Here is a 15,093-nt window from a genome sequence, read left to right on the forward strand (position 1 = left end):
CCGCGGACCGCCGGACGACAACTCATGGTTAAGGGAGTTAAAACGCTTATGGTTAATGGGCCGTTGAGATTTGGCGGACGGGCGTTTCGCTTCCCGCCCCGCCGCGTGCTAAAGGACGGCCAGCACAAGGCCGATGGACCGGCCGCAGGACACCACCCATGGCCCTTTCCAAGATCCCGACCTCGACCATCAGCGATCAGGCAAGCGAGGCGATTGCCTCGGCGCTGCGCACGCTGGAGGCCGAAGCCAGTGGCGTCACCGCACTTGCCGCGGCACTGCAGGCCGATCTCGGCGCGAGTTTCGTTGCCGCCGCCGACCTGATCCGCAATGCCAAGGGCCGTTTGATCATTACCGGCCTCGGCAAATCCGGCCATATCGGCCGCAAGATCGCCGCGACTTTTGCGTCCACCGGCACGCCAGCGTTTTTCGTCCATGCGGCCGAAGCCAGCCATGGCGATCTCGGCATGATCACGGCCGATGACGTGATTCTCGCCATGTCATGGTCCGGCGAGCAGCCGGAGATGAAGAACCTCATCACTTACGCCACGCGTTTCAGCATCGGCCTGATCGCGATGACGTCGGAGGCCGGCTCGACACTGGCCACCGCTGCCGATGTCGCCCTGACACTGCCGAAGGCGCGCGAGGCCTGTCCGCATAATCTCGCGCCGACAACCTCGTCGCTGATGATGCTGGCGATGGGCGATGCGCTCGCCATCGCGCTGCTGGAAGGCCGTGGCTTCACCACGCGCGATTTCAGCGTGCTGCATCCCGGCGGCAAGCTCGGTGCGCTCTTGAAATATACGCGCGACCTCATGCATCAGGGCGACGCCGTGCCGCTGAAGCCGCTCGGCACAAAAATGTCGGATGCGCTGGTGGAGATGTCGGCCAAAGGCTTTGGATGCGTCGGCATTGTCGATGGCAACGGCCACGTGGTCGGCATCGTCACCGACGGCGACCTCCGCCGCCATATGCGCGCCGATCTGATGACGGTCTCCGTCGATGACGTGATGACGAAAAACCCCAAGACCATCAGCCGCGATTTGCTCGCCGGCGAGGCGCTGGAGCTGCTCAACACGGCCAAGATCACCGCCGTGCTGGTGACCGACGCGAAGAAGCCTGTGGGGATCGTGCATCTGCACGATCTGCTGCGTGCGGGCGTGGCGTAACGCGAATACGCTCTCCAAACTCAGCCCTCATGGTGAGGAGCGTGCCCCTCGGCACGCGTCTCGAACCATGACTGGCGTGGCTCTCGCGTTCGCGGCCATCCTTCGAGACGCCGCTACGCGGCTCCTCAGGATGAGGTCAGAGCTACGCCACATCCACCGTCAAACTCGCGCCATCCGCCTTCACGATCTTCACCTTCGTTCCCGCGGCGACATCCGGCCCGCTGACGCGCCAGACCGTGTCATCGACGCGCACGATGCCTTCGCCATCGACGATCGGGCGATCCAGCGTGAAGACGCGGCCGACCAGCGCATCGCTGCGCCGGTTCAGAAACGGATTCGGATTGGCACCCGGCTTCTGCTGCGCGACGCGACGCCAGATCGGCACGGCAGCGGCAGCGAATACTGCAAAGATCAGCACCTGCACTTGCCACGACGGCGCAACGATGAAGGACAGCATGCCGACGAGGAATGCGGCGAGGCCGAGCCAGAACAGGAAAATGCCGGGCGCCAGCAATTCCAGCGCCATCAGCAGCACACCGAAGATCAGCCAGTTCCAGGTGCCGAGCGTGACGAACATCTCTGCCATGGATTGCCCCTTACGCCGCCGGCGGCTTGGTCGGTGGCACCGAGCCGGCGCGGCGCGCGGCCTGCGCGGCGACGGCCTGTTCGCCAAATGTCGCCTTGGCGATCTCGCCGATGCCGCCCAGCGAGCCGAGCATGCTGGTCGCCTCCATCGGCAGCATGATGATCTTCTGGTTCGGCGACTCCGCGAGCTGGCCGAACGCCTTGATATATTTGTCGGCGACAAAATAGTTCAGCGCCGCCACGTCGCCCTTGCTGATCGCTTCGGAGACGAGCTGCGTGGCCTTCGCTTCGGCTTCGGCCGCGCGTTCGCGCGCCTGCGCATCGAGGAAGGCGGATTCGCGCCGACCTTCCGCCTGCAGGATCTGTGACTGCTTGGCGCCCTCGGCGCGCAAGATTTCCGACTGCCGCTGGCCTTCGGCCTGCAGGATTTCGGCGCGCTTGACCCGCTCGGCCTTCATCTGCCGGCCCATTGCCTCGACCAGATCGGCCGGCGGCGCGATGTCCTTGATCTCGATGCGGTTGACCTTGATACCCCATGGCGCCACGGCCGCATCGACCACGCGCAGCAGCCGTTCATTGATCTCGTCGCGATGCGACAGCATCTTGTCGAGATCCATCGAGCCCATGACCGAACGGATATTGGTCATGGTCAGCACGACGATCGCCTGCTGCAGATTGGAGACTTCGTAGCTCGCCTTGGCGGCATCGAATACCTGGAAGAAAGCGACGCCATCCACGCCCACGGTGGCATTGTCCGCGGTGATGACCTCCTGCTCTGGAATCTCGATCACCTGCTCCATCATGTTCACCTTGCGGCCGACGCGATCGAAATAGGGAATGATGAGATTGAGGCCGGGCGACAGCGTGCGGGTGAATTTGCCGAAACGCTCGATGGTCCAGTCATAGCCCTGCGGCACTGTCTTCACGCCGGCGAACAGCGTGAAGATGATCAAGAGTGCAATGGCAATGGCAAAAATGTCGAACCCGGACATCGGTGTCTCCCTGCGGCAAAATGGACGCGCGACGTGGTGCGTCTCGGTGTTTTGTCGTTCGCGGGGATTGTAGGGTTCGACACGGGGAAAAGCGAGGGGCGCTCCTAACTCAGATCCTCATGGTGAGGAGGCGCGAAGCGCCGTCTCGAACCATGAGATGCTGTACGCCGGAGCTTGCAGCCATCCTTCGAGACGCGGCCTGCGGCCGCTCCTCAGGATGAGGGGCGGAGTGTGTTAAATCCAGCCCTGCAATTCGCGCAACACGAGCTGGCGGATCACATCCATGCCCTCGTCGCTGTCATTCAGGCACGGGATCGCGGAAAATTTCTCGCCGCCATTGTGCAGGAAGATCTCGCAATTCTCCTGCGCGATTTCTTCGAGGGTTTCCAGACAGTCCGCCGAGAAACCCGGCATGACAACGGCCAGACGCTTCACGCCATCCTTGCCCAGCTGCTCGATGGTCTTGTCCGTGTAAGGCTGCAGCCACGCATCGAAGCCGAAGCGCGACTGGAAGGTCAGCAACAGCTTTGGCGCATTCGGTCCCATCCGCTTGCGCAGCGCTTCCGTGGTCGCGACACACTGCGCCTGATAGGGATCGCCCTTGTCGATATATTTCTGCGGCATGCCGTGGAACGAGGCCACGATCATCTCCGGCACGAAATCCAGCGTCGCCAGATGCTTGTCGATAGAGATGGCGAGTGCATCGATATAGTCGGGCTCGTCATAATAAGGCGGCGTGACACGCAACGTCGGCTGCGCGCGCATGCCGGCGAGCACGCGGAAAGCCTCGTCGCAGACGGTGGCGGAGGTCGCGGCGGAATATTGCGGATAGAGCGGCACCACGAGGATGCGATCGCATCCCTGCTCCGTCAGCGCCGCGATGCGCGAGCGGATCGAGGGATTGCCGTAGCGCATCGCCCAATCCACCACGAGATGGGTGTGGCTGCCGAGCGCCGCACCGAGCTTGTCGGACTGAGCGCGCGTGATCGTCTTCAGCGGAGATTCGTTATTCTCCGTATTCCAGATCTTGAGATAGTCCTTTGCCTTCTTGCGCGGGCGCGTGTTCAGGATGATGCCGTTCAGTACCAGCTTCCACAGCAGGCCCTGATTTTCGATCACGCGGGCATCGGACAGGAATTCCTTGAGATAGACGCGCACGCCCTTGGCATCCGCCGTATCGGGCGTGCCGAGATTGACGAGCAACACGCCGACCTTCTCAGGCAGATCGGCGACGGTTCGGACGGGATGGGGCTCGGTCATGATGCCGCTGGCTTCGCGCTTCGGACCAATCTTGTCAATTAGAAACACCTTACCGGCTCGGTGCCGAGATAGCCGAGCAAGAGGCCGACACCGAACACCAGCACCACAGCCGCAGCGCCGAACTCGATGCCGCGCATCAGCAGCGCACCGGAGCCGTCCTTGCTGCCGGCGAGGCGTGCGGCAAGCCCCTTGGCGGAGACGGCGATCACGGCGATGGTCGCCACCGTAAGGGCGGTGCCGAGGCCCATCACGAAGGTTGCCGCGATGCCCGCCCAGAACAGGCCCTGCGCCAGCGCGAAGACCAGCACCAGGATCGCGCCCGAACACGGCCGGATGCCGACGGTGAGGACTGCCGACAGGCCGCGCGCCCAGCCGCCGGGACCAGCGAGCTGATCCGGCGTCGGGCCATGGGAATGGCCGCAATGCTCGTCATGGACATGATGATCGTGATGCGCATGAGCGTGAGCTTCTGCATGCGCCGTATGGGCGTGGGCGTGAGCATGCGCGTGGCCATGATCGTGGTGATGGTGATGATCATGCCCGTGATCGTGGGAATGGCTGTGCGCATGCGCGGAGGCGTGCGCTACCGCCAATTGCGGCCCGGCCGAGCCGAGCGACGGCCGCAGCGCGCGGAAGAAACCGCGCCCTTTCACCCAGACCAGCCGCGCGCCAAAGAGGGCGATCAGGCCATAGCTGGCGATCTCGATGACGCGTTCGGTGCTGCACATGGTGCGCGCCGTGACATTCAGCAGCCATGCACCGATGCCGACGATCAGCACCGCCACCAGCGCCTGCATCAGCGCCGAGACGAAGGACAGCGCGATGCCGCGCTTCGCCGTCTCCTCATTGGCGACGAGATAGGACGAGATCACCGCCTTGCCGTGACCGGGGCCGGCGGCATGGAAGATGCCGTAGAGAAAGGAGATGCCGAGCAGTGTCCACACCGCACTGCCATCGGATTTGGCAGCGCGGATGGTCGTGGAGATCGCGCGATAGAATTCGGATTGTTTGGTCAGCAGCCAGCCAATGATGCCGCCCACTTGCGAGTCCGGTACGGCGCCTTTGGAAGCGCCGAAGGGATTCTGCGCGAAGGCCGCATGCACGGATGCATCAGCGATGACGATGCAGGCCAGCGCGGCGAGCGCAGCCGCGACAACCACACGCGATTTGATCATGGGCAGTCCACCGTCACCTTGTTGGCGAACATCGCGCCGAAATTGCTGTTCTCGCCATTCGTAAAGGTGTCTTCATTCATGGTCTGCGCCTTGGAGGCGCCGTCCGACGGACGCTGGATCGCCATGGCGCACGAGGCCGGCGCACCGACGAGCTTGATCGGGTCCTTCTTCTCCAGACTGAAATCGATGAAGAAGGAGGGATCGAACACTTCGAGCGCGAGCTGCTTGGTCTTGACGGGCGTCTTGAACGGCAGCGTGAAATGCAGCGTCAGGCCGGCATCCGTCTTCTCGAGATAGTAATCGACGGGCTCGTTGAAGTGTTCTTTCTTGCCGTTCGCTTTGGCAAAGGTGAAGAACTTGTATTCCTGCAGCGACTCCACATTGGTCTGCGCCAGCGGCGCCAGATCCTCGCGGGTGTAGACGCCCGGCGTCTTTGTCGCGAGGCCCTGCAGCGCGTAGGTCGAGAACATGTCATCAAACGTCCAGGCGTGGCGCACGCCCGTGATGGTGCCGTCCGGCGCATAGAGCAGCTCGCTCCTTGCCGCGACGAAGACGTGCGGATGCGCGGCAGCAGTCGCGATGCCACCAATAAAGACTGCGATCAGAGCAGAAAATCCAAAGAGACGTCGGATCACGTTGTTCACCTCAGGCGACCTCAGGCCGCATCCAACAGACCGCGCCGCCGCAGCAGTGCATCCGCTTCCGGCGCACGACCACGGAAGGCCACATAAGCGGCCTCCGGATCAACCGAGCCACCCGACGAATAGATATCGTCATGCAGCCGCTTCGCCGTGGCAGGATCGAAGATATTGCCAGCCTCCTCGAACGCACCGAACGCATCGGCATCCATCACTTCCGACCACATATAGCTGTAGTAGCCGGATGCGTAGTGATCGCCGGAGAAGATGTGACCGAACTGCGTGGGCCGGTGGCGCAGCGCGATTTCCTCGGGCATGCCGATCTTTTGCAGCTCCCTCTTCTCGAAGGCTGCGACATCGGTGGACGCCGATGCCGGCTGGGTGTGGAATTCCAGATCGATCAGCGCCGAGGAGACGAATTCAACCGTGGCAAAGCCCTGGTTGAATTTACGCGCGGCAATGAAACGCTTGAGCAGATCGTCCGGCAACGCCTCGCCGGTCTGATAGTGCTTGGCGAATTGCTGCAGAACCTCGGGTCGCTCCTGCCAGTGTTCGTAGAGCTGCGACGGCAGTTCGACGAAATCGGTGAACACCGAGGTGCCCGACAGTGATGGATAGGTGACGTTGGACAGCATGCCATGCAGGCCATGGCCGAATTCATGGAACAGCGTGCGTGCATCGTCCGGCGACAGCAGCGATGGCTGCCCATTGGTGCCCTTGGCGAAATTGCAGATGTTCAGCACCAGCGGTGCGGTGTCGCCATCGAGCTTCTGCTGGTCGCGCAGCGAGGTCATCCAGGCGCCGGAACGCTTCGATGAGCGTGCGAAGTAATCGCCGTAGAACAGCGCCTTGTGCTCACCCTTGGCGTCCTTGACCTCCCAGACGCGCACATCGGGATGCCAGACCGGCACGTCCTTGCGCTCATGGAAAGTGATGCCGAACAGCTTTGTCGCCACATCGAATTGCGCGGCGATCATGTTGTCGAGGGCGAGATAGGGCTTGATGGCCGCATCGTCGAAATTGGCGCGGCGCTGGCGCAGCTTTTCAGCGTAGTGGCGCCAGTCCCAGGCAGCGAGTTTGAAATTGCCGCCCTCCTCCGCGATCAGGTCCTGCAGCGCGTCGCGATCCGCGAGCGCGCGGGCCCGCGCCGGCTTCCAGACGCGCTCCAGCAGATCGCGCACCGCTTCCGGCGTCTTTGCCATGGAGTCTTCGAGGCGATAGGCAGCGAAGGTCGGATAGCCCAGCAGCTTCGCGCTTTCCTCGCGCAGCTTCAGGATTTCGACGATGGTCGTGTTGTTGTCATTTGCGTTGCCATTGTTGCCGCGCTGGATGAAGGCCTTATAGGCCTTCTCGCGCAGATCGCGCCGCAATGAGCTCTGCAGGAACGGTTCCATCGACGAGCGCGAGGTGGTGACGATCGCCTTGCCGGGCTTGCCTCGCTCTTCAGCTGCAGCCCTGGCCGAGGCGACGAAGCTTTCGCTGAGCCCCTCAAGATCGCCCTCGCCGAGCTCCATCGACCAGTCCTGCTCGTCGCCGAGCAGGTGATGGCTGAAGGTGGTGCCGAGATGGGCGAGGCGTTCGTTGATCTCGGCCATGCGCGCCTTGGCAGCCTCATCGAGGCCCGCGCCGGCGCGGTGGAAGCGCGTATAGGTCCGCTCCAGCAGGCGCGCCTGTTCGGGCTTGAGATGCAGGCTGGCGGCATTGTCGCGCAGCGCGGCGATGCGGCCGAACAGCACCGCATTCATCATGATGGGATTCCAGTGCCGCGCCATCCGCAGCGACACCTCCTTGTCGATCTCCAGGATCGCCGGATTGGAATGCGCCGAGACGAGGTCGTAGAACACCGACGCCACTTTCGAGAGCAGCTTGCCGGAGCGCTCCAGCGCCGTGATCGTATTGGCGAAATCCGGAGCCGAGACGTCGTTGACGATGGCGGCGATCTCGCCGGCGTGATCGGCAAAGGCCTGCTCGAAGGCCGGCATGAAATGCTCCGGCTGGATCTCGTCGAAAGGCGGGGTCTCGAACGGGGTCTGCCACGTTTTCAGGAGGGGGTTATCGAGACCTTTCGACGCAACCGGCGAAACCTGCGTGTCCGACATCATAAATCCTGCTTTGCGGCCCAAATCACGCGTGGAGCTATACCACGCCTAGGGCCTTTTTGAGGCTCATTAGCGCTTGCCGCAGCAGGCTTTTTCGTTAGATTGCGGCCCGAAACAGGACCTTATCGACCATGACCACTTCCACCGGCCCTCGCCGCATTTACTGGCCCAGCGTCATCACCGTCATTTCGGCGGCGATCCTGATTGGCGCCGAGGTTTTTGGCGCGGCTTTCGCGGGTGGATGGGCGCTGTCGATCCTGTTCGGCCTCGACACCTTTGGCGAGCATGTGCTGCAGGCCGTGCTGTTCCTGTGCGGCGTCGCCGTGATGGCTGCCTTCATGCGCACCGCCGCGCGGATCGAGCCGTTCACGCGCCGCGGCTGAGCTTGCCGCTGTCGTTGCCCGGCTCGACCGGGCAATCCAGCAGACACCACCGCCAGCGTTTCATCACGAACGACATCGCCGACTGGATCCTCCGCTTTCGCGGAGGATGACAAGTGCGAGCAGACTCCCCGATCAGATACCCTGACCACCCGACACTTCAATCCGCTGCGCATTCACCCAGCGATTGTCCTCTGACAACAGGCCCGCGATCATCGGGCCGATATCGTCGGGCACACCAGCACGGCCGAATGCCGTCATGTCGGCGAAGACCTTGTTGATCTCCGGATTGTCGCGCACCGCGCCGCCACCGAAATCGGTCTCGATCGCGCCCGGTGCCACCGTATTCACAGCGATACCGCGGCTGCCCAGCTCCTTCGCCATATAGACCGAGAGCACTTCCACAGCACCCTTCACAGCCGCATAGGCGCCGTAGCCGGGGAATGACACCCGCGTCAGGCCCGTCGACAGATTCACGATGCGCCCGCCATCGGCCAGCACGGGCAGCAGCGCCTGGGTGAGAAACAGCACGCCCTTGAAATGGACGTCCACCAGCCGATCAAACTGCGCTTCGGTCGTATCTGCGATCAATGCGTAGTCACCATGCCCAGCATTGTTGACGAGGTGGTCGAACGTGTCGCGGCCGAATGTCGTCTTCAGCGCCGCGCGAAGGCGCTCGGCGAAGCCGGCAAAGCTGGCGACATCGCCGGTGTCGAGTTGCAGCGCCACGGCCTTGCGGCCAAGCGCCTCGATCTCGGCAACCACGGCCTGGGCCTCTTCGGCACGGCTTTGATAGGTGATGACGACATCGCCGCCGTGGCGGGCGACACTGAGTGCCGTATTGCGGCCAAGGCCGCGGCTGGCGCCGGTGACGAGGGCGATCTTGTTGCTGGTGATGGTCATCGTGAGTACTCCTCTGTGAGGTGTTGGGGTGCCTTGAAATACGGCGGCCCTGCCCGACCGTCGTTACCGGAACCTCGGCGTTTCTTGCCTAATCCTCCAATAGCCAAGCCAGCCGGCCCAGGATGAGTTAGGATGCCGCATGACCGAAAACCTGCTCGCTGCCGTCCGCCGCTATGTCGAGGCCCACACCGATGCCACCGGGCTTGCCCAAACGCCCGTGCCCGGCCTGACCACGATCCGCTCCCTCGCGCCGACCGGGCTGGTCCATGCCATTGTCAGCCCGTTGGTTTGCCTGGTGCTGCAGGGGACCAAGCTGGTGACCATCGGCACCAAGACCTTCACCTTCAATGCCGGTGACAGCCTGTTGATCACGGCGGACGCACCGACCGTGAGCCAGATCACCTCCGCCAGCGCCTCCGAGCCCTATCTCTCGCTGGTGCTGCATCTCGATCCCGCGGTCATCGCTGAGCTCTCGCTGCAGATGAAGACGGCGCCCGTCGCTGACAATGCCGCCGTGCGATACGAGCCCACGGACGGCGAAGTCAGTGACGCCGCGCTGCGGCTGATGCGGCTGCTCGATCGCCCGGAATCCGTCCCGGTGCTGCATGGCCAGCTCGTCCGCGAATTGCATTACTGGCTGCTCACCGGTCGCCATGGTGCAGCGATCCGCCGGCTCGGCTGGCGGGATAGCCACGTCCAGCGCGTGACGCGCGCGGTATCGATCCTCCGCGATGAGTTCGCGCAAACCCTGCCGGTGGAACGTCTCGCCGCTGCGGCGGGCATGAGCCCATCTTCCTTCCACGAACATTTCCGCAGCGTCACCTCGCTGTCGCCACGGCAATTCCAGAAGCAGCTGCGGCTGATCGAGGCGCGTCGGCTGATGATGTCCGAAGGCGCGACGGCCAGCAGCGCCGCTTTCGCCGTCGGCTATCTGAGCGCCTCGCAATTCACGCGCGAATATGGCCGCATGTTCGGTACTCCGCCTGCGCGCGATGCCGAGGCGGCACGGAGCTGGGCGGAGAGCGCAGCGTAGCTTGCCGGCCTGCACTCAATCCCTCATGGTGAGGAGGCGCGTAGCGCCGTCTCGAACCATGAGTTCGCCTGGCCCGAGTGTGCGGCCATCCTTCGAGACGCGCGCTTTGCACGCTCCTCAGGATGAGGGCTGGAGTGGAATATGAGCATGCGACCATCCTCCGCAGCGCTCACTTTGATACTTCACATCTCCGACAAGGAATCGTTGCAAACTACTTGCCGGCTAGGCCCAAACGCGCTTCCGCCGTTAATGTTTGTTCATCTTCCCAGCACTCAGTGCGACCTCTTTGCAACGCCTCGACCCCGCGTCGATAAAATTGCCCCCTCACCCAAAAAAGTTGTTGCGGAGGGGGGCCAAAGAACCTATTTGCGGTCTTGCCCAATTTCGCACGTGCCTGTGGTCGTGTGTCAGTCGGTAGGTATCCGGACAAGAGGCCGGACAGCCGCCAAGGGGCGAAGAAGCCGAGGGTCGCTCGAAAATCTCTTCCAGAGATATTGCGAGAGGCCAGCATCTCTCTCCAGGGATGCCGTTGAAGGCAACTTTGCTCTTTGCAACCGTGACTGGCAGCCGGAGGCGAACCGGCGCACCTCGTTCTCAACGGGGGACGCGACTTAAAGCAACGACGGATCGGGCTTTTTTGGTCTCTACCGGCAGTCCAACGCCGGCGCGGGCTACTGAAAAGGCTTGTCCTTCATTGCCAGGTGTGCGGGCGGGAAATCTCCCAACCAATCCACGGCAGCACAGTTTGATCCGAGCGTTTTGGCTCGTTGCGCCTCCATCGCGTGACGTCGCCGGAAAGCATCGGACTGACGCATCTATTTGCGCCCCTTCTCGCGAAGGGCGTCGGGAGAGTGCTATGACCGAACGTATCCAGGAATTCCTCCGCGCACGCCGCAATGAGGGTCTCGATACCGAGCCGTGCCTGGTCGTCGATCTCGACGTCGTGCGCGACAATTTCCAGACCTTTGCCAAGGCGCTCCCGGACTCCCGCGTGTTCTACGCGGTGAAGGCCAACCCGGCGCCGGAAGTGCTGTCGCTGCTGGCATCCATGGGCTCGTGCTTCGATTGCGCCACCGTGGCGGAGATCGAGATGGCACTGGCCGCTGGCGCCACGCCGGACCGCATCTCCTATGGCAACACCATCAAGAAGGAGCGCGACATCGCGCGCGCCGCAGCGCTCGGCATTCGCATGTTTGCCGTCGATTGCGCGCCGGAAGTCGAGAAGGTTGCGCGCGCCGCACCGGGCGCCAAGGTGTTCTGCCGCATCCTGTATGATTGCGCCGGCGCCGAATGGCCGCTGTCGCGCAAGTTCGGTTGCGATCCGGAAATGGCCGTCGACGTGCTCGATCTCGCCAAGCGTCTTGGCCTCGAGCCGGTCGGCATCTCGTTCCACGTCGGCTCGCAGCAGCGCAAGGTGAAGGCATGGGACCGCGCGCTGGCGATGGCCTCGTCCGTGTTCCGTGACTGCGCCGAGCGCGGGATCAACCTCACCCTCGTCAATATGGGTGGCGGCTTCCCGACCAAGTATCTGAAGGACGTGCCGCCCGTGCTGCAATACGGCCGCTCGATCTTCCGTGCGCTGCGCAAGCACTTCGGCAATGCGATCCCGGAAACCATCATCGAGCCGGGCCGCGGCATGGTCGGCAATGCGGGCATCATCGAGACCGAGGTCGTGCTCATCTCGAAGAAGAGCGACGAGGACGACAATCGCTGGGTCTATCTCGACATCGGCAAGTTCGGCGGTCTCGCCGAGACGATGGACGAGTCGATCCGCTACGCGATCCGCACCCCGCATGACGGCGCGGACATGGCGCCCTGCGTGCTCGCCGGCCCGACCTGCGATTCGGCCGACGTGCTGTATGAGAAGGCGCCGTATCCGCTGCCCGTCACGCTGGAGATCGGCGACAAGCTGCTGATCGAAGGCACCGGGGCGTATACGTCGACCTATTCGGCGGTCGCCTTCAACGGCATCCCGCCGCTGCGGACGTATCATATCTGATCTTTCTTACCTCTCCCCGCTTGCAAGGAGAGGTCGGAGCCGAGCGTAGCTCGGATCCGGGTGAGGGGGCTCTCCACTCGCTCCGAGCAAGTGGAGAGCCCCCTCATCCGTCGCCGCTGCGCGGCGCCACCTTCTCCCCGCAAGCGGGGAGAAGGAAAACCCGTCACTCACCGGAATGACAACACTCCGCGCACCACGCGGAGTGGGGACACATGCCATGACCGATCTGCACGAGACCAACATCATCGCCCCGACCATCGCAGCCGCTCCGTTCGTGATCCGCGCGGAAACCGGCTCCGACATCGCCGCCCGTGAAGCCCTGCTGGATGTGTGCTTCGGCGCCTCGCGCCATGCCCGCACCTGCCAGCGACTGCGTGACGGACGACTGCCCGCAGAAGGCCTCGCCTTCTCGGTGGATTTCGAGGGCCGGCTGGTCGGCACGATCAGGCTTTGGCATGTCGATGCCGGGGGCCGAGCAGCACTCATGCTCGGCCCCCTGGCCGTCGATCCCGCACTGCGCGCTCTCGGCATCGGTGCGGCGCTCATGAAGCATGCGATCACCGAAGCTGCGGCACGCGGTCACGGCGCCATCCTGCTGCTTGGTGACGCGCCCTACTACGCCCGCTTCGGTTTCACGCCGGACCGCATGGACACGCTTGCGCTGCCCGGCCCGTTCGAGCGCGAGCGCCTGCTCGGCCTCGAACTGAAGCCGGATGCGCTGGATCGCGCACGGGGCATCATCCTGCCGAGCGGTAAGCGGGTCCGTCGTGCAGAGGTTGGGTTCCAGCCATTCGCCCACGCGGCTTGATTTGACGGCCAGGAACCGGCATTGCGGGGCTCATCTCTGCAGGAGAGCCAGCCATGACGCGCCAACTGATTTCTTCGGGATCGCCGTTCGAAAAGCTCGCCGGTTACAGCCGCGCAGTGGTGGATGGCGATTTCTGCTTTGTCGCCGGAACCACCGGCTATGATTACACAACCATGATCATGCCGACCGATGTCACGGCGCAGACATACAACTGCTTCAAGACGATCAGGAACGCGCTGGAGGAAGCCGGCTTCGCCATGGCCGACATCATCCGCGCCACCTATTACATCACCAGCGCCCAGGATGCGGACGCCGTCTTCATCGTCTGCGGCGAACATCTCGGCCAGATTCGCCCGGCTGCAACACTGCTCGTGGTCGCAGGACTTTACCGGCCAGAGATGAAGGTCGAAATCGAAGTGACGGCAAAGCGTCGCTCGTAAGGCCGTACAGGCCACACACCGTTATTCCGGGGCGCCGCGCCAGCGGCGAACCCGGAATCCCATCATGAAAAGATTCCGGGTCTGCGCCGAAGAGGCGCATCCCGGAATGACGAAAGAGAAAGAGAATTCGATGACGCATCCGATCTACGCGAAGATCACCGGCCCCATCGTCATGGTTGGCTTCGGCTCCATCGGTAAAGGCACGCTGCCGATGATCGAGCGCCACCTCGACTATGACAAGTCGCGCGTCACCGTGCTCGATCCCAAGGACGAAGGCCGCAAGGCGCATTGCGAACAGCAGGGCGTGCGCTTCATCCAGCAGGGCGTCACCAAGGAGAACTATCGTGAACTCCTGACCCCGCTGCTCACCGAAGGCGGCGGCCAGGGTTTTTGCGTCAATCTCTCGGTCGATACCGGCTCCACCGACATCATGGAGCTCTGCAACGAGATCGGCGCGCTCTATATCGACACCGTCAACGAGCCATGGCTCGGCTTCTATTTCGACGCCTCCAAGGGCCCGGAAGCGCGCTCCAACTACGCGCTGCGTGAAAACACGCTGGCCGCCAAGAAGGCGCGCAAGCCCGGCTCGACCACGGCCGTGTCCTGCTGCGGCGCCAATCCCGGCATGGTCTCGTTCTTCGTCAAGCAGGCGCTGCTCAACGTCGCCGCCGACCTCAAGCTCAACGCACCGAAGCCGAAGACCAAGGCCGAATGGGCCGACCTGATGCGCCAGGCTGGCATCAAGGGCATCCACATCGCCGAACGTGACACCCAGCGTTCGAAGAATCCGAAAGAGCCGGATGTGTTCGTCAACACCTGGTCGGTGGAAGGTTTTCTGTCCGAAGGCGTGCAGCCGTCGGAACTCGGCTGGGGCACCCATGAGAAGTGGATGCCGGAAAACGCCAAGACCCACGAAGCCGGTTGCGGCGCTGCGATCTATCTGATGCAGCCCGGCGCCAATACCCGCGTACGCACCTGGTGCCCGACGCGCGGCGCGCAATATGGCTTCCTCGTCACCCATAACGAGTCGATCTCGATCTCGGATTACTTCACGGTGCGCGACGCCGCCGGCAACGCGGTCTATCGCCCGACCTGCCATTACGCCTATCACCCGGCCGACGATGCCGTGCTGTCGCTGCACGAGATGTTCGGCCGCGCGGCGAAGATGCAGGAGAAGCATCACATCCTCGAAGAGGACGAAATCGTCGACGGTATCGACGAACTAGGCGTGCTGCTGTTCGGCCACGACAACAATGCCTATTGGTATGGCTCGCAGCTCTCCATCGAGGAGACACGTGCGCTGGCGCCCTATCAGAACGCCACGGCGCTGCAGGTAACCTCTGCCGTGCTCGGCGGCATGGTGTGGGCGCTGGAAAATCCGAATGAAGGCATCGTCGAGGCCGACGAAATGGATTTCGACCGCCTGCTGGAAATCCAGACGCCCTATCTCGGCCCGGTGAAGGGTTACTATACCGACTGGACCCCGCTCGAAGGCCGTCCGGGCCTGTTCCCGGAAGAGCTGGACACGAGCGATCCGTGGCAGTTCAAGAACATCCTGGTTCAGGGCTGGTAAAATTGAGCCGTAGGGCGGATGAGGCGCAGCCGTCATCCGCCA

At 63.2% G+C, this 15,093-nt stretch carries 14 protein-coding genes; 7 read left to right on the plus strand and 7 right to left on the minus strand.

The window, feature by feature from the left end:
• Nucleotides 1-158: 158 nt before the first annotated feature.
• Nucleotides 159-1,166: a KpsF/GutQ family sugar-phosphate isomerase gene (locus tag AC1RQ5_RS26250; RefSeq protein WP_398481082.1), complete on the plus strand. Its 1,008-nt coding sequence runs from the start codon at nucleotides 159-161 to the stop codon at nucleotides 1,164-1,166.
• A 142-nt stretch (nucleotides 1,167-1,308) separates the two neighbouring features.
• Here the strand turns inward: AC1RQ5_RS26250 and AC1RQ5_RS26255 are convergent, their stop codons facing one another.
• From AC1RQ5_RS26255 to AC1RQ5_RS26280, 6 genes are all read right to left on the minus strand, one after another.
• The gene (locus tag AC1RQ5_RS26255) at nucleotides 1,309-1,752 is read right to left on the minus strand and encodes an NfeD family protein (RefSeq protein ID WP_493202894.1); all 444 of its coding nucleotides are present in this window, start codon (nucleotides 1,750-1,752) and stop codon (nucleotides 1,309-1,311) included.
• A 10-nt stretch (nucleotides 1,753-1,762) separates the two neighbouring features.
• Nucleotides 1,763-2,743: an SPFH domain-containing protein gene (locus tag AC1RQ5_RS26260; protein WP_493202895.1), complete on the minus strand. Its 981-nt coding sequence runs from the start codon at nucleotides 2,741-2,743 to the stop codon at nucleotides 1,763-1,765.
• A gap of 234 nt (nucleotides 2,744-2,977) precedes the next feature.
• Nucleotides 2,978-4,003, minus strand: coding sequence for a ferrochelatase (gene hemH, locus AC1RQ5_RS26265; protein WP_493203579.1), 1,026 nt, complete (start codon nucleotides 4,001-4,003; stop codon nucleotides 2,978-2,980).
• Nucleotides 4,004-4,041: 38 nt separating this feature from the next.
• Nucleotides 4,042-5,178, minus strand: coding sequence for a nickel/cobalt transporter (locus AC1RQ5_RS26270; RefSeq protein WP_493202897.1), 1,137 nt, complete (start codon nucleotides 5,176-5,178; stop codon nucleotides 4,042-4,044).
• The gene (locus AC1RQ5_RS26275) at nucleotides 5,175-5,810 is read right to left on the minus strand and encodes a DUF1007 family protein (RefSeq protein WP_493203581.1); all 636 of its coding nucleotides are present in this window, start codon (nucleotides 5,808-5,810) and stop codon (nucleotides 5,175-5,177) included. Before AC1RQ5_RS26275 ends, AC1RQ5_RS26270 begins: the two co-directional genes overlap by 4 nt.
• A gap of 23 nt (nucleotides 5,811-5,833) precedes the next feature.
• Nucleotides 5,834-7,915 carry a M3 family metallopeptidase gene (locus AC1RQ5_RS26280; protein ID WP_493202899.1) on the minus strand — a complete coding sequence of 694 codons (2,082 nt, stop codon included), beginning with the start codon at nucleotides 7,913-7,915 and terminating at the stop codon, nucleotides 5,834-5,836.
• Nucleotides 7,916-8,046: 131 nt separating this feature from the next.
• Here AC1RQ5_RS26280 and AC1RQ5_RS26285 point away from each other — a divergent pair, with 131 nt between their 5' ends.
• Nucleotides 8,047-8,298, plus strand: coding sequence for a hypothetical protein (locus AC1RQ5_RS26285; protein WP_398481093.1), 252 nt, complete (start codon nucleotides 8,047-8,049; stop codon nucleotides 8,296-8,298).
• Nucleotides 8,299-8,430: 132 nt separating this feature from the next.
• Here the strand turns inward: AC1RQ5_RS26285 and AC1RQ5_RS26290 are convergent, their stop codons facing one another.
• Nucleotides 8,431-9,198: an SDR family NAD(P)-dependent oxidoreductase gene (locus tag AC1RQ5_RS26290; RefSeq protein WP_493202901.1), complete on the minus strand. Its 768-nt coding sequence runs from the start codon at nucleotides 9,196-9,198 to the stop codon at nucleotides 8,431-8,433.
• Between the two features lie 139 nt (nucleotides 9,199-9,337).
• Between AC1RQ5_RS26290 and AC1RQ5_RS26295 the strand changes: the two genes are divergently transcribed.
• From AC1RQ5_RS26295 to AC1RQ5_RS26315, 5 genes are all read left to right on the plus strand, one after another.
• Entirely contained in the window at nucleotides 9,338-10,231 is an 894-nt protein-coding gene (locus tag AC1RQ5_RS26295) for an AraC family transcriptional regulator (RefSeq protein ID WP_493202902.1), read from the plus strand.
• Nucleotides 10,232-11,087: 856 nt separating this feature from the next.
• Nucleotides 11,088-12,230 carry a type III PLP-dependent enzyme gene (locus tag AC1RQ5_RS26300; RefSeq protein ID WP_493202904.1) on the plus strand — a complete coding sequence of 381 codons (1,143 nt, stop codon included), beginning with the start codon at nucleotides 11,088-11,090 and terminating at the stop codon, nucleotides 12,228-12,230.
• 217 nt (nucleotides 12,231-12,447) lie between these two features.
• Nucleotides 12,448-13,038, plus strand: coding sequence for a GNAT family N-acetyltransferase (locus AC1RQ5_RS26305; protein ID WP_398481101.1), 591 nt, complete (start codon nucleotides 12,448-12,450; stop codon nucleotides 13,036-13,038).
• A gap of 53 nt (nucleotides 13,039-13,091) precedes the next feature.
• Nucleotides 13,092-13,478 carry a RidA family protein gene (locus AC1RQ5_RS26310; RefSeq protein ID WP_398481103.1) on the plus strand — a complete coding sequence of 129 codons (387 nt, stop codon included), beginning with the start codon at nucleotides 13,092-13,094 and terminating at the stop codon, nucleotides 13,476-13,478.
• Between the two features lie 130 nt (nucleotides 13,479-13,608).
• On the plus strand, nucleotides 13,609-15,051 hold the full coding sequence (locus tag AC1RQ5_RS26315; protein ID WP_398481114.1) for a homospermidine synthase: 1,443 nt from the start codon (nucleotides 13,609-13,611) through the stop codon (nucleotides 15,049-15,051).
• The last annotated feature ends 42 nt before the right edge of the window (nucleotides 15,052-15,093 follow it).

The sequence above is a fragment of the Tardiphaga sp. GW821-FHT12E02 genome, assembly GCF_058807155.1.